12 protein-coding genes, 1 pseudogene and 3 riboswitches are annotated in these 13,988 nt (G+C 55.3%); of the genes and pseudogenes, 9 read left to right on the top strand and 4 right to left on the bottom strand.

From position 1 onward, the window contains the following. Positions 1-83: 83 nt before the first annotated feature. Entirely contained in the window at positions 84-239 is a 156-nt protein-coding gene (locus tag GLX_RS19330) for a hypothetical protein (protein WP_407927264.1), read from the bottom strand. Positions 240-261: 22 nt separating this feature from the next. Then, positions 262-1,019, bottom strand: a protein-coding gene (locus GLX_RS17110; RefSeq protein ID WP_148268546.1) for an IS5 family transposase whose coding sequence is annotated in 2 segments (ribosomal slippage) — positions 262-698 and positions 698-1,019 — 759 coding nt in all. Because the reading frame shifts where the segments join, the coding sequence is not laid out codon by codon here. Positions 1,020-1,128: 109 nt separating this feature from the next. Between GLX_RS17110 and GLX_RS06375 the strand changes: the two genes are divergently transcribed. The 7 genes and pseudogenes from GLX_RS06375 to GLX_RS17100 all read left to right on the top strand — a co-directional run bounded on the left by GLX_RS06375 (position 1,129) and on the right by GLX_RS17100 (position 7,869). After that, the gene (locus GLX_RS06375) at positions 1,129-2,379 is read left to right on the top strand and encodes an IS701-like element IS1452 family transposase (protein ID WP_012812328.1); all 1,251 of its coding nucleotides are present in this window, start codon (positions 1,129-1,131) and stop codon (positions 2,377-2,379) included. Between the two features lie 441 nt (positions 2,380-2,820). After that, positions 2,821-2,994 (top strand): hypothetical protein, encoded by a 174-nt coding sequence (locus GLX_RS18415; protein ID WP_158309222.1) that lies wholly within the window; start codon positions 2,821-2,823, stop codon positions 2,992-2,994. Between the two features lie 123 nt (positions 2,995-3,117). Next, positions 3,118-3,349: riboswitch (cobalamin riboswitch) on the top strand. Positions 3,350-3,503: 154 nt separating this feature from the next. Further along, on the top strand, positions 3,504-5,147 hold the full coding sequence (locus GLX_RS06365; RefSeq protein WP_041247234.1) for a carbohydrate porin: 1,644 nt from the start codon (positions 3,504-3,506) through the stop codon (positions 5,145-5,147). 148 nt (positions 5,148-5,295) lie between these two features. Further along, positions 5,296-5,529, top strand: a riboswitch (cobalamin riboswitch). 131 nt (positions 5,530-5,660) lie between these two features. After that, positions 5,661-6,566 carry a uroporphyrinogen decarboxylase/cobalamine-independent methonine synthase family protein gene (locus GLX_RS06360; RefSeq protein ID WP_014105174.1) on the top strand — a complete coding sequence of 302 codons (906 nt, stop codon included), beginning with the start codon at positions 5,661-5,663 and terminating at the stop codon, positions 6,564-6,566. 147 nt (positions 6,567-6,713) lie between these two features. Next, positions 6,714-7,025, top strand: a complete 312-nt coding sequence (locus GLX_RS18715; RefSeq protein ID WP_331396527.1) for a Rieske 2Fe-2S domain-containing protein — start codon at positions 6,714-6,716, stop codon at positions 7,023-7,025. Further along, entirely contained in the window at positions 6,991-7,314 is a 324-nt protein-coding gene (locus tag GLX_RS18710; protein ID WP_014105173.1) for a hypothetical protein, read from the top strand. Before GLX_RS18715 ends, GLX_RS18710 begins: the two co-directional genes overlap by 35 nt. Before the next feature lie 78 nt (positions 7,315-7,392). Beyond that, positions 7,393-7,869: pseudogene (locus GLX_RS17100) on the top strand (aspartyl/asparaginyl beta-hydroxylase domain-containing protein). A 286-nt stretch (positions 7,870-8,155) separates the two neighbouring features. On the opposite strand, the gene GLX_RS06350 reads toward GLX_RS17100, so the two are convergent. Together GLX_RS06350 and GLX_RS18945 are read right to left on the bottom strand one after the other, a co-directional pair. Next, positions 8,156-9,610, bottom strand: coding sequence for a cobyric acid synthase (locus tag GLX_RS06350; protein WP_014105171.1), 1,455 nt, complete (start codon positions 9,608-9,610; stop codon positions 8,156-8,158). 4 nt (positions 9,611-9,614) lie between these two features. Then, complete coding sequence (locus GLX_RS18945) at positions 9,615-10,586, bottom strand: DUF6925 family protein (RefSeq protein WP_231850418.1); 972 nt, start codon at positions 10,584-10,586, stop codon at positions 9,615-9,617. A gap of 97 nt (positions 10,587-10,683) precedes the next feature. Continuing rightward, a riboswitch (cobalamin riboswitch) is annotated at positions 10,684-10,902 on the top strand. Between the two features lie 119 nt (positions 10,903-11,021). Here GLX_RS18945 and GLX_RS06340 point away from each other — a divergent pair. Further along, positions 11,022-13,121, top strand: a complete 2,100-nt coding sequence (locus GLX_RS06340; protein ID WP_014105169.1) for a TonB-dependent receptor plug domain-containing protein — start codon at positions 11,022-11,024, stop codon at positions 13,119-13,121. A 13-nt stretch (positions 13,122-13,134) separates the two neighbouring features. Continuing rightward, positions 13,135-13,962: an ABC transporter substrate-binding protein gene (locus GLX_RS06335; protein ID WP_193360674.1), complete on the top strand. Its 828-nt coding sequence runs from the start codon at positions 13,135-13,137 to the stop codon at positions 13,960-13,962. Positions 13,963-13,988 lie beyond the last annotated feature (26 nt).

Genomic DNA, 13,988 nt, shown 5'->3' with positions numbered 1-13,988 from the left:
CATCCAGAAAAGTCATTCCGAACGCCACTCCGTGTTGTTCTTGAACCCGTTCGAGCAGGCGTTCCCGTAACGCCGCGCTTCGCTCAGCGGATGAAAAGTTGCGCTGCCCGCCACCGTAAACCCAGTTCAGCGGGGATGCTCCGCCATTTCGCACCATTTCCATGATGCCAGAAAATCGCTGCTATCGTGCGCTGTAGATCATGGGGTGGCGTCTTGCCCCTTGGGCGAACCGTCTCAATCAGAGGTTCCTAGGCTCAGGACTCATAGCCAGAAGATGACGGTTGCAGCGAGGCAGATGGCTGAGAAGAAGACGTTCGGGCATCTGTCATAGCGTGTTGCGACCCGCCGCCAGTCCTTGAGACGGCCGAACATGATTTCGATGCGGTTGCGTCTTTTGTATTTTCGCTTGTCGTATTTGACTGGTTTTCCGCGGGATCTTCTTCCCGGAATGCAGGGCCTGATCCCTTTTTCCTCCAGGGCATCCCGGAACCAGTCAGCATCATAACCCCGATCCGCCAGCAACCACTGTGCCATGGGAAGGTTGTCCAGCAGAGCAGAGGCTCCGGTGTAATCACTGATCTGTCCGGCTGTCATAAAGAAGCTCAGCGGTCGTCCGTTCTGATCGGTGACCGCATACAGCTTGGTGTTCATGCCCCCTTTAGTGCGTCCGATCAGGCGGCCTGGATCCCCTTTTTTAACCGCAGGCTTGAAGCCGTGCGGTGTGCCTTGAGATAGGTCGCATCAATCATAATAGTCTGAGGCTCAGCCTTCGCGGCAGACAGGCCATCCATCATCCGCATGAAAATGCCCATGTCGCCCCAACGCTTCCAACGGTTGTAGAGCGTCTTGTGCGGACCGTATTCCCGGGGTGCATCACGCCAGCGCATACCATTGCGGTTCACAAAAATGATGCCGCTCAGCACGCGGCGGTCATCAACGCGAGGTTTACCATGGCTCTTGGGAAAGAACGGCCGCAGACGCTCCATCTGTTCATCCGTCAGCCAAAACAGGTCACTCATCTTCAGTCTCCTTGCAGAACCTGAAGCAAAATTCCCTACACAAATCAATGGGTCCTGAGCCTAGCACTACAGTTGCATTTTGTGTTGAGTTCTGAATCTATGGGTAACCATGATTCAGGATATGATGAGTGGCGGTACGTCTGTTGAAGAGACGCTGGAATTATGGGCGCGCTCGCTTCGGTCCGCCAAGGATCGGATGGCGCCGCTGTTCACGCAAAAACGTGTCGTAGATTCGGCCTGTGCTTTTCTTGATGTTTTGATTGGCAATGAACCACGCAAGACGGGATGGATGCGAGCGGAAGCCGCAGGAGATCCTGGTCCATGGCGGCAGCAGGCGCTTCTGGGACGCGGGCACTGGGATGCCGATGCCCTTCGTGACGTCGTCAGGGATTATGTGATTGAGCATCTGGGCACTGAAGAGGGCGTGCTGGTCATTGATGAGACCGGTTTTCTGAAGAAGGGTCAGGCGTCCTGCGGTGTGGGGCGGCAGTATACGGGATCTGCCGGCAAGATCACGAACTGCCAGATTGGTGTGTTTGGCGCTTATGTTTCGGAACGGGGGCATGCCTTTATTGACCGCGCCCTGTATCTCCCGAAAGACTGGACATCAAAGCCTGAGCGTCTGAAGCGGGCCCACGTTCCCGATGACGTGGTGTTTGCAACCAAACCGGCGTTAGCCTCGATGATGATTGAGCGAAGTATTGAGGCCGGTGTGCCGTTCCGCTGGGTTGCAGCAGACAGCGTGTATGGCGTGGGCGACGTAGAACGCACGCTTCGCCGGGCAGGAATTGGATATGTGCTTGGGGTCAAGGGCAATCACTGGTTCGGATCATGGGCAACGGAACCGCTGATTGCCGGAGAGGCGAAAGATATTGCAGCAGGACTGCCAGACCAGGCCTGGCGTCGTCTGTCAGCGGGGCACGGCACAAAAGGTGAGCGACTTTATGACTGGGCGTATCTTCCGCTTGCTGATCTGGATGCTGAAGAATTTGACTGCCCTATAGCCGGACCATGGACACGTGGCCTGTTGATCCGCCGAAACATCGCTGACGGGGACCTTGCCTATTTTACGACCTGGAGCCCGAAAGGGACAACCACGCAGGAACTGGTGAACGTTGAAGGGACGCGCTGGAGGATCGAAGAAGGGTTCGAGACGGCCAAAAACGAATTTGGTCTTGATCATAACGAGACCCGCTCCTGGCATGGTTGGCATCGGCACGTCTCTCTGGTCATGCTGGCCTATGCCGTCATGGCCAGTGTCCGTTACCAGGCAAACTCACTGAAACCGAAAAAAACACAACTCAGAACACGACAGTCCTTGTCCGCTGGTCCATTCAGGAGATCAGGCGCCTCGTCGTAAAACTTGCACAACGCAGACTACCCGTCTCTCACATCCTCAGATGGTCCGTCTTTCGACGAACGCATCAGGCCAGTGCTATCCGCGCTCACTCACGACACAAAATGCAACTGTAGTGCTAGGGTGTCCAACGGTTTTGGCGAATCTTTGAGCATACCGTCCAGGCCTTTCTCAAGGCTCGGATCGCGACGGGCGAAGTCGTTCATATCGATGCCGCGCTGATCCGCGCACATGTCAGCCGGGACACAGTCGTCGTCTGGCATGTCGAGGCTGTCGAGCGTGCTGATAACGAAGAGCTTCGGGAGGGTCGGCAGAGCGGCAGGTTCAAAAAGGTCTGCGTGACCAACCCGGATGCCACGATGGCGACCAACGGCCGCAACCAGCGGCTCGAGTCAGCTTGCAGGCAGCATACCGCTGTAGACGATGTTGCTGGCGGTGTGCTGGATGTTTAAGGTCGCGGCTGGCGAGGAGAATGAAGGCATAGCCGTCGCCACGCGGCTCGATGCGATCGAAGCCATAACCGGAGGAGCGATCGATATTGCAACGATGGACGCTGGCTATGCCTATGACAGGGTCTTCCGAGTGCTCGAAGATCGCGACATCGAGGGTATCGTTTGACATAATTTGACATAAATCATGGTGGTTACAGGTGAAATGCTCATGCGCAGGAGATCAATATCCATCGGGAATGGTTTCTACAATTCTCCTGTCTTGCGTTTTTTGACGTAAGACTTTTATAACGCTGCCTATCAAGTCGACGGTCCCGTGCGAACGGGTGAAAAGGGAATGTCGTATAACTCTGGCTGGGGAAGGTTTTCCCGGGAGTTCAGTCGATAACTGCCCCCGCAACTGTAGACGGCGAGCGTTGTGTCCTCAGCTACCAATTGGGTAGCAGCCACTGGCTTCGGTTGGGAAGGCAGACGTAACGTGATGACCCGTGAGTCAGGAGACCTACCGTCGAGTCCAGATATGTCGCCGGGCGGGTGGAGCCGGAGGCGGATCAAGGCGTGATGCATTTTTTTCTTTGACGCTCTGTCGCGATGGCATGCGTGTTCGTTTCCCGCTCGGGAAATGACAGCATTCGGAATTGTTGCTCTTTTACCGACGCTCTCCGACAGGCTCTTTTCATGACATTTCTTGACTCTCCGTGCGTTACGCGACGCACGGCTCGTGTGCTTTTTATCAACTCCACTCTGGTAGGAAGCCTCTTCACATATTCAGCCGCTTATGCTCAGGCCCCTCAGACCCAGATCGAGGAAGACCGCGCCCGCCTTGGCAATTCCACACCGCTGATCCAGCAGATCGACCCCGCCACCGTGCGGGATTCCGAACGCGCGCAGGCTGATGCGCAGAAAGCACACGAAGCCGCCGCCGATGATGGCGACAGGCTGGACACCAGCGGCAACCTGCTGGGCAACATGTGGGGCGCGCGGCCATGGCTGTACAGGCATGGCATCAGTTTTGACATCCAGGAAGTCGATGAACTGTGGGGCAACGGCACTGGCGGTTCGGCTTCGGGTAATGATGGCGCGGCAGGCTCGGGTACCGGCCCGTCCTATGATGGCGTGACCATGCCAACACTTACCGTCGATACCGAAAAGCTGTTCGGGCTGAAGGGTGGCCTGTTCAATGTCAGCGCCCTGCAGATACACGGGCGCTCGATCTCGCAGGACCACCTGGCCAACTTCAACCCCATAAGTGGGTTCGAGGCCGACCACTCCACCCGCCTGTTCGAACTGTGGTACCAGCAGTCCTTCCTTGGCGGCAAGCTGGATGTAAAGGTGGGGCAGCAGGATCTCGATACCGAATTCCTGATCAGCGATTACGCCTCGCTTTACCTCAACGCCAATTTCGGCTGGCCCATGGCGCCATCGGTCAACCTGTATGGCGGCGGCCCGTCCTGGCCGCTGTCATCCCCCGCCATCCGTATCCGCTACCGGCCCAGCGAGAAGTTCACCTTCATGTTTGCGGCAGCGGACGACAACCCGCCGGGCAACCGTTACAATTCCACCCCCATCCAGCAGGCCACCGGGTCACTCAGCGGTTACAATTCCGACCCCACCAGCCAGACCTATGATGGCGCCAACGGTACCAATTTCAACATGAACACCGGGGCGCTGCTGATGACCGAACTGCAATACGCGCTCAACCCCCAGCCTGCCGACATGTCCAACGTGACCAAGAACCCCGGCCTGCCGGGCGTGTACAAGCTGGGCGGGTTCTATGATACCGCGAAGTTCGCCGACTACCGCTACAACCGCAATGGTGGCTCACTGGGTGCGGCCTCGGTCAATCCCGCCAGCACCGAAAGCGACCTGACCCCGCGCTGGGACCGGGGTAACTGGATGGTCTACGGCATCATTGACCAGATGATCTGGCGGCCCTCGTTAACATCCGCCCGCTCGGTGGGTGTGTTCGTGCGCGCCACCGGTAATGGCGGCGATCGTAACCAGATCAGCTTCGCCATTGACGCAGGACTGAACCTGAAGGCGCCGTTCAGGGGGCGTAACAACGATACGATCGGTCTGGGCTGGGGCATCGGTCGCGCCAGTTCTGGCCTGCGGCAATTTGATCGAGACAGGCAGACGCTTGTGCAGGGCAATGAAAACCACCTGGAACTGACCTATCAGGCTCAGGTCACGCCGTGGATGGTGATGCAGCCTGACTTCCAGTACGTCTGGCACCCTTCGGGTGGAACGCCCGACTGGACCGGTCTGCGCCGTGTGGGTGACGAAGCGATCTTTGGTCTACACAGTAGCATTACTTTTTAGACAGAAATACATATATAGAGAGTATTAATTTATATTATAGTGGAATCATACAGAACGTACAAACATGTTCAGACATTGAGTGTATTCATTTGTCTGGTCAGCATTGAAAGGAAAACATTGCTAAAAAATGGAAGGGAATGGCATATTCGCCTTCTACATAGTCAGTGGTTCCGTGCAAACGGATGAAAAGGGAACACCGTTCCGCTTCGGCAGGGTTTGTCCCGGAAGCCAGTCGGTGGCTGCTCCCGCAACTGTAAGCGGTATGGGATCGTGTCGTCCATTTTCTGTGGGGAATGGGCCACTGTTGTATTAGCAACGGGAAGGTAGAAACGATCTGCGATAATCCGCGAGCCAGGAGACCTGCCATTGTCGATGTCACGGCCGCCGGGCGGGATGAACCGGGGGTAGGAGCAGAGTTTTGCACCACTGCACGGGCCTGCCTGTCACGGACAGGCGCGCCACTCTCACCATTACAAACTTGTTTCATGATACGCAGATCTGCGGTAAATCCTCATGCTACTGACTGGGACGCTTGGTCTCTCGGGTTTTGATACCCCGGAACTGATCGCATTGCAGCGGCGCACAGGCGTCTCGCATGTAGCTTCCAATTCCTGCCCGGACGAACGGCATCGCGTATGGCAGACAGCACGGATGGTGGGCATGGGCTGGCCTCCTCCAGATAGGAAGTGCACGCCCGAAGTGACGGATCAGACGGTCTTCCGCCTGTGTTGCAATCCTGTTCGTGATGCATTTGTTGCTGCATGGCAACGTGGAATTGCGCCTGTACCAATCCTTCTTGGGCCGGTGAGCTTTCTTGCCGCGTGTGACAGACGTGATGGAACGGACCCTGTCCTGTCATTACCGAAACTGCTTCCGGTATACGCCGGGATACTGCATGAACTTGCCATGGCAGGCTGTTTCCGGGTGCAGATTGCAGAACCAGTCACAACGGTCGGTCCAATGCCACAGGAACGCCAGACGGCAATGGAACTTGCATGGCAGAGCATGGCTAAGGTGGCCTCCGGGCACGCATTATCGCTCATCTTCGTCGGAGGCAGTGGCGGCTTCTGGCGTAACCTGTCACACGTCATGTCACTGCCGATGAATGGCATGCATATCGACATGGTGCGCGGTGGAGCAGAGCTTCCACTAATCCTTTCTGTTCTTAATCCGCGTTGTGATCTTCTTCTGGGAATCGTAGATGGCCTGAACCGGATTCCAACGGATATCTATAGCGCGATGCGATGGATAGATAAGATTCGATCAGAATATCCCCGACGGCGCGTGATTATTACACCGTCTACGATAATGCATTTTGCCAACAAGGAGGACAGACACTTACCATCTGAAGTGCGCAATATACTTGCAGACCTGACGAAGGTTCAACGTGCCTGCGCGGCGACGGCGTTCGTCCATTAATAAGGATTTGGAGGAAGTGTCATGAGCGTGACAGATACTCTGCTTCAACCTTTTTATCCTGATCAACATGCACAATGATATTCCGTTTTGCGTAGTGTGGATCTGAAACATTAAAAAGCAATCGGGGTTTATTGTGACAGATGGTCCGTGGTCGTTGTCCGTCCAGAGGCAGGACTGGTGTTCGCACTTGATGACCGGTGTAAGCATCGTCAGGTGCCACTCAGTCGTGGCATGGTCAGCGGAACTTTTATCAGATGCCTGTTGCATGGGATCAAGTTTGCACGCAGTGGCCGTTGCTACTCACCGAATATGCTTCTGGAAGAAATGCCGCTGCGTGCGGAAGGGGGGATGCAGGAAAAAGGAAGGCTGGATATGCCTGTAATCAGGAAATGCCGAGGATGTAGACGAAGCGATCATTCTCTTCATGACGCATCACGATGGTACAAACTGGTGTCATGAAACATTTTTGTGTGAAATCAATGCGTCGATTTTGCTCCTGATGGATCATGTGCAACGCTTCGGGCGCGGTAAGGCAGTAGGCTTGGCAACCTATCTTGATAAGAGTATCAGCGAGCAACAGGTTTCCAGTCATTACCGTATCGTGGCTTCTGCACCGTTATCGGTTCTGCCAGGTATGACAAGGAACTGGCGGCCAACGGTCGATACGACCCTGGTTGACCAGAACATTTATCTTTCCTCTGAAGACGACGCCAAATCGCTCGCAGAGATATGGCGTGGTACATGCTGACATGGAGCAACTGGCGTTCTAGATTATAGAAGCATTCAGGATGCTTGCGATGCACGGAGATAACAGTTTTCCGGCTCTGTGCGATATTTCGCTAGACCATGCGCGTATGCACTCGATACAAAATGGAAGTTGTTTCTCTTTTGTGGCTATGAAAACTGCATTCCGCAGAACTGTCGGCGGATGCCATGGACAGCACAGTTTGCTGCGGCAGTTTTCAGGCTGAACTCGGCCTTGATTTCTTTCCTTGATCCCGGTGCGCGTATTCCGCTGCATAATGGAGTGACCAAGATGCTGTTAACCTGTCATTTAGTCTTGCAGGTGCGGCAGGACGACAAGGATTGCTGGATACGGATGGACGATCAAATATTATGCTGGTAGCATGGAAGATGTATCCTGTTTGATGATACATATCCCCATGAAGTCCAGAACAATATATCAGGCTACCGGGCAGTATTTATTATCAATTTTGAACGACATACATACAGAGCTGGTTTTCTGGTTCAGGATATGCATTCTCAATGCTATTCCTTATTCGGTATTTGTGCAGGAAACTGAAAATAATCTGACATATTGGCATGCCTTCCATCGTAAGATATAGCCCGACGGAATGCCATCCAGCAGGGCTGAGCGTTTGATTCGGTCGTGACAACAGCAGACAGGCGGGCAAGGAATGATAGAGTGTAAAAAATGTGGCGCTGAATTTTCGTGTCAGCCTGAAGGTGCGTGCTGGTGCATGGAAAAACCCCGTGGCCTGCCGGTTCCAACGGATGACCAGGCAGGATGTCTCTGTCCTGCCTGTCTGAATGCCCTGACGCAACAGGATACAGAGATCGAAAGAAGGTCATCTGGCAACAGCCAGTAGCCCCTCAATATCCAGCCTGCTTTCCATGGTGGCCGCGACGGTTTCAAGGGCGTGTTCTACGCGTGCTGTATAATCCAGTCCGTCCGAGTGTGTGCCCCATCTGTCCAGCCATGCGGCGCGCTGACCAGTCATGTCAAACAGACGGTGTACGTAGCAACCTGCAATACGACCGTCTGGGCTTATCGCACCATCGCGCCGCCCATCGTCGCGTTTGATCAGGGGAATAACCCGGCTATGGGAGCTTGCTGTCTCTCCACAATGAATTTCGTAACCACTGAATCGCGTGTTATCGGAAAGGGTTATCCCCGATGTCTGATTGATCTTCTTATCATGGGTCAGGACGGTATTAACTTCCAGAAGTCCAAGTCCCGGTACCGTCGTCGGGCTTCCCTCTACACCATCGGGATCATCTATGGTTTGTCCTAGCATCTGATAACCACCGCAGAGACCGAACACATATCCACCCCGCCTGACGTGCCCTGCGAGATCAATATCCCATCCCTGCTGCCTGAAAAACCGCAGGTCCGCTATTGTCGCCTTGCTACCTGGAAGGAACACGACATGAGCAGACGCAGGAAGGGGGTGCCCTGGCCTGACCCGTATAATCTTCACATGTGTTTCGCCTTCCAGCGCGTCAAGATCATCGAAATTGGCGATGCGCGGCATAAGGGGGACGGCGATCTCGATCCGTGATGTCGAAGAACAGCCGACATCATCGGGAATACTGTCTTCAGATGGCAGGTCACGTATACTGTCTATCCAGGGAAGAACGCCCAGCCCCTTCCAGCCGGTAAACCTTTCTATGAAATCATATCCAGACTGGAAAATGCTGGCGTCTCCCCGAAGGCGATTTATAATAAAACCCTTGATCAACTCCCGGTCAGCCGGCTCAAGAATGGCATGGGTGCCAACGAGTGATGCGATAACGCCGCCCCGGTCTATATCGCCTATCATGATGACCGGAACATTCGCGGCTCTGGCAAAACCCATATTGGCGATGTCGCCCTGACGTAGGTTGATTTCCGCGGGGCTACCTGCGCCTTCGACAATCACCAGATCGGATTGGCCACATAATGTTTCGAAAGCGGTCAGAACCTCGGGCAGGAATGCAGCCCGACCGCTGATAAAATTGGAAGCATGCAGGTGCCCTTGTGCCTGTCCACGCACGATAACCTGCGCGGTATGATCGCTTTCCGGTTTCAGAAGAACCGGATTCATAAGGGTGGAGGGGGCAACACGACAGGCGTACGCCTGAAATGCCTGCGCCCGGCCGATTTCGCCACCATCTATCGTTACGGCAGCATTGTTTGACATGTTCTGGGGCTTGAAGGGCCGGACTGTCAGGCCCCGATTGGCAAAAACCCGGCATAAACCAGCTGTCAACACGGACTTGCCTACATCGGATCCCGTACCTTGCAACATGATCGCTGGCATGAAGTCACCCGCAATCCGTAGCGCTCTTGAGCGTATCGACAGGCATAAACTGCTCCATGCCCTTGTGACCCTGGGCTGCCATACGGAGCAGTTCGATATGCATGCGCGCACGACCACGTCTCGTGTCCGGTATTTTCATATTTTCCGGTGTTCCATGTTGACGAACATGAGCCCGGAATGCGCCTGAGACCTGCAGGTCTTCCTGCTTGCCGAATTCCTCAAGCAGCGGCAGAAAGGACAGATCGGCCAGACGGTCATAATCATAGGAATCATTATCGGACGGTCTGAATGGCGCCGCCGGATGAAGCGTGAGGAAGGGCTGCCAGCCTTCCGGAACAGGATCAAGGGCCGAACAGGACCGCCTCAGTTTTACCAGTTTTGGTAACAGGTGGGTATGGGCACCGAGCGGAGAATCTTCATCAGGTTTGGGAATGGGCTGGTAAACCTCCAGCCTGCCAGCTGGTGAAAGCATGACCCTGTGGGGCTGGGCTTCCATCAGAAGCGCAAATGCTTCTGTAATGACGGCCAATGGGTCATCCGTGTGAACAGCAAGAGCTTCGACCAGGCGGGCATTTTCTGTCCGTACGCACATCCGGACCTGGCCCACGCCTATTCCCAGATCAATCAGCCATGCATCACGATCTTCTGGCCGGATGGCTTCCACATCCTTTCCCAGAACCATCAGGGTATGTCTTCCGGTCAGTTGTAACGGGCCGCAGAACGCCATGCTGTGCCGCCAGCGTCTGCCTTTTCCAACAAGGGAATCCCACGCAATGGCATGCAGGGGACCGTTGGGACACAAGCGTATGGCGCCGCGTTGGGTGACGATCTCCAGCCCGTCGAAACAGGGGGTAACGCAGACCTTGTCTCCCGGGACATGATGGAATTCGCCAATCGCACCAAACGTACCAATGCTCCAGCCGTTGCGGAGATCCAGCGCTAGCGAAGTCAGCATGGCAGGCGTAATATGTTTCATCGGAAATATCCTGTGATTCATCAATCTGGCTGAAAATAACGGCAATCCTGATAGGATACTGAAAGATTGAATGCGGGTTGACAAGAACGCCCCATCCGATCAGAACCGTTCCGACGGTGTCCCCTTTCGGGGGGATGAAAAGGGAACAGAGTGCGGATCACGATCCAAGGCTCAGGCTGCCCCCGCAACTGTAAACGGTCTGTCCTTGCAATACCGGATGTCTTGATCCGGGCCACTGGAAACCACGGTTTTCCGGGAAGGTTAAGCAGGATGTCACGCCGTGAGCCAGGAGACCTGCCGTTATGATGGTTGCGACCGGGAACTGTCGGGCGGGGTGTCCTGACGGTGTGGTGTTACGGGCTTCCCTGCGGATTGGAAGCGCTGTGGCAGCGCGCTCTCGTGGCAACGATGATGTGACCGCGAGATCTGAACCAGATGATCCTATTCCGTAATCTGCTGATTGCTTCCACCACGTTGATGACCATGGGAACTGCAGTGGCGCGTGCTGATGATTCAGTCAAACAGCATAAGCCGCAAAAACCGTCCGCCAACCAGTACGTCGTCGAGAATAAAAAATCGAAAGCCGTTGTTTCTCTGGGAGAGACTGGCCTGCCCGAACTGATCAGCGTCAGTGCAGCACGTCGGCCAACTTCCACTGATGATATCGGCACCAGCATGACCATCATCACCGAAAAGCAGATCCAGACCCAGCAGCGGCGCAGCCTCACGGATATCCTGATACGTCAGCCTGGCCTGAACGTGGTGCAGACCGGCGGCCCGGGAGGCACTTCATCCATCTTCATGCGCGGCAACAATTCGAACGAAGTGAAAGTCCGCCTGGATGGCATGGACATCAACGACGGCAGTTCAACAAGTGGCATGTTTGATGCCGGTCAGTTCGTAACCGATGGCATGGGACGGATCGAAATTCTGCGGGGCCCGCAAAGCGGTCTGTATGGTGCGGACGCCATGGCAGGGGTCATTGATATTACCACGGCGCAGGGACAGGGACGCTTCAGGCCGTTTGTCAGGATTGAAGGCGGTGGTTACGGCACCTTCAACCAGACCTTTGGTGCGCGCGGCAGCAAGGGGCGGTTCCATTATAATGTTGAGTTCTCCCATTACCGGATGGATGGGTTCAACAGTATCCCCTCCTATATCGAACGATATTATGGTGCTGACCGGCAGCAGCGCCATGAGGGCAACCGCAATGACAACCGCGGCGTCAATATCAGGCTGGGTTATGACGTAACCCGCAATCTTGACCTTGGCCTGACGGCACGCCTGATACAGGGTAACAACCATTCATATTCATTGTATGATCTGCAGAGTGAGAACCTTTACGGCGATAAAGGCGTGAGGGAACAGACCAATCAGAACGAGGCTATTGTGCGTGGAACGGCCCATCTGGTGTCATTCCATGGACTGTTCGATCAGGTGCTTGGTCTTGGTTACATGACCAATCGTAACCGCTGGACCGAGACAGGAACAAGTTACGGCAGTCCGATCAATCCCGACCCCGATTATTACCGTTCCAGCCGACTGAAGGTGGACTGGCACGGCACGTTCAATTTCAAACAGTATGGTCAGCTTCTGATCGGGGCCGAACATTTTCACGACACGTTCAACACCAGCCACACAGCCGCCACTATGTGGGATAGTGGATACAATACATCCGCCAGCATGGATACGACCGCAGGCTACGGGCAGTATCAGGGGAACTGGAACCATATTCTGTACGGCGCCGCCAATATCCGCTACGACGCCAACTCACGTTATGGCAACCACGTGACATGGCGTGTCGCGCCTGCGATCCATGTGCCGGGCACAGGAACGATCATCAAGGCCAGCGCCGGTTCGGGATTCCACGGCCCATCGCTGTACCAGTTATTCGCCAATCAGGTAGGCGCGGGATATGCGGAAAAAGGTAATCCGAACCTGAAGGCTGAACAGTTGATCGGCTATGACGCGGGGGTGGAACAGAAACTTTTGCATGATCGACTGAACTTCGGCGCGACATGGTATGACAACAGGGTTCGGAACCTGATCCAGTCCTCGCTTTCGATTGATTCGTCATATAACTACAATTATTCCTACGCCAATGTTGCGAAGGCACGGATGTATGGCGTGGAAGCTTTCCTGAACTGGAAGGCGCTGAGCAATCTGGAATTCAATCTCAGCTATACCTGGACCCATGCCCGGGATGAAACCAGTAACGTCGAACTGCAACGCCGTCCGCAGCACAAGTTCAACTTCAATACGACATGGACCCCTATCCGCGACCTGACATTTTCTGGAAATATCCTGTACACCAGCGGATGGCGTGACCTGCCGGTCATTGGCAGCGAGACGTGCAGCACCTGTGCCAAAGGGCATGGATATTTTACCATTGATGTGGCCGCCAACTATAAAATCAACCGCTATGTCTCCGTCTATGCCCGCGCCGACAACTTGCTGAACCGCCAGTTTGAGGACCCGATCGGCTACCTGCAGCCGGGGCGCGCCGGTTATGGCGGGTTTGCGTTAAATTACTGACATGAAAGGCATGATGGCAGCGATTGTGGCCGGTTTTCTCGCCTGTGTCCCCTTGACGCAGGCTCTGGCGCTGCCACGCGTGGCTTCGCTCAATCTCTGTACCGACCAATTGCTGCTTATGCTGGCTGAACCGGGCCAGATCGTGGGGATCTCGCCACTGACCCGGGACTGCTGGAACGCGGTATTGTGCGAGCAGGCACAACATGTTCCGGTATTGCGACCCACGGCGGAAAATGTCGTGGCATCCCATCCCGATGTCGTGTTGGGCGGCGTCTATACGGCGGCCGTCGCGATGCAGGCGGGACGGGAAGGGGGCGCACAGGTGATCGCATTGCCGCCCGCCAGATCCCTGACAGACATCCCGGCCCAGATCATGGTGGTTGCCAACGCCATCGGTGTCCCTGAACGGGGACGACAACTGGCCATGGCCTTTACCACGCGCCTGGCCTCCCTTTCGGTCGCGCGGAGTTCTACCGATCCCACGGCGGCTGTCTACGCCGCCAATGGTTTTGTCACCCATGCGGGTTCGCTCCCGGATGATGTCCTTGCCCATGCTGGCTTTCGCAATTACGCAACGCTCATGGGACATCAGGCATCTTCGCGCTTTTCCATGGAACTGCTGATCGCGCAGCCGCCCGACCTGCTGATCCTTGACCGCTCGGGAAAGGGCACGTCCCTTGCCCAGTCCATGCTGGACCATCCGGCGCTGAAGCAGGCCTTTGCCGGGGCGCATCATCTGGATCTGCCCGCACGACTGTGGCTGTGTGGCCTGCCGCAGACACTGGACAGTGTCGTCATGCTGCGTAACGCACGTCACAACCTTGAAATGTCCGTCCCGTGAAATCAACCCACAAGACCCTGCTGCTG

Origin of the sequence: Komagataeibacter medellinensis NBRC 3288, assembly GCF_000182745.2 — a bacterium.
Taxonomy (GTDB): domain Bacteria; phylum Pseudomonadota; class Alphaproteobacteria; order Acetobacterales; family Acetobacteraceae; genus Komagataeibacter; species Komagataeibacter medellinensis.
The sequence above is the reverse complement of the archived record's forward strand: the minus strand, read 5'-3'. Positions and strand labels throughout refer to the sequence as shown.

Bases quoted from the DNA above. Each gene is read 5' to 3' on its own strand.
- GLX_RS06375 (WP_012812328.1), top strand. From the start codon at position 1,129: ATGATTCAGGATATGATGAGTGGCGGTACGTCTGTTGAAGAGACGCTG.
- GLX_RS18415 (WP_158309222.1), top strand. From the start codon at position 2,821: ATGTTTAAGGTCGCGGCTGGCGAGGAGAATGAAGGCATAGCCGTCGCC.
- GLX_RS06365 (WP_041247234.1), top strand. From the start codon at position 3,504: ATGACATTTCTTGACTCTCCGTGCGTTACGCGACGCACGGCTCGTGTG.
- GLX_RS06360 (WP_014105174.1), top strand. From the start codon at position 5,661: ATGCTACTGACTGGGACGCTTGGTCTCTCGGGTTTTGATACCCCGGAA.
- GLX_RS18710 (WP_014105173.1), top strand. From the start codon at position 6,991: ATGACGCATCACGATGGTACAAACTGGTGTCATGAAACATTTTTGTGT.
- GLX_RS06350 (WP_014105171.1), bottom strand. From the start codon at position 9,610: ATGCCAGCGATCATGTTGCAAGGTACGGGATCCGATGTAGGCAAGTCC.
- GLX_RS18945 (WP_231850418.1), bottom strand. From the start codon at position 10,586: ATGAAACATATTACGCCTGCCATGCTGACTTCGCTAGCGCTGGATCTC.
- GLX_RS06340 (WP_014105169.1), top strand. From the start codon at position 11,022: ATGATCCTATTCCGTAATCTGCTGATTGCTTCCACCACGTTGATGACC.
- GLX_RS06335 (WP_193360674.1), top strand. From the start codon at position 13,135: ATGGCAGCGATTGTGGCCGGTTTTCTCGCCTGTGTCCCCTTGACGCAG.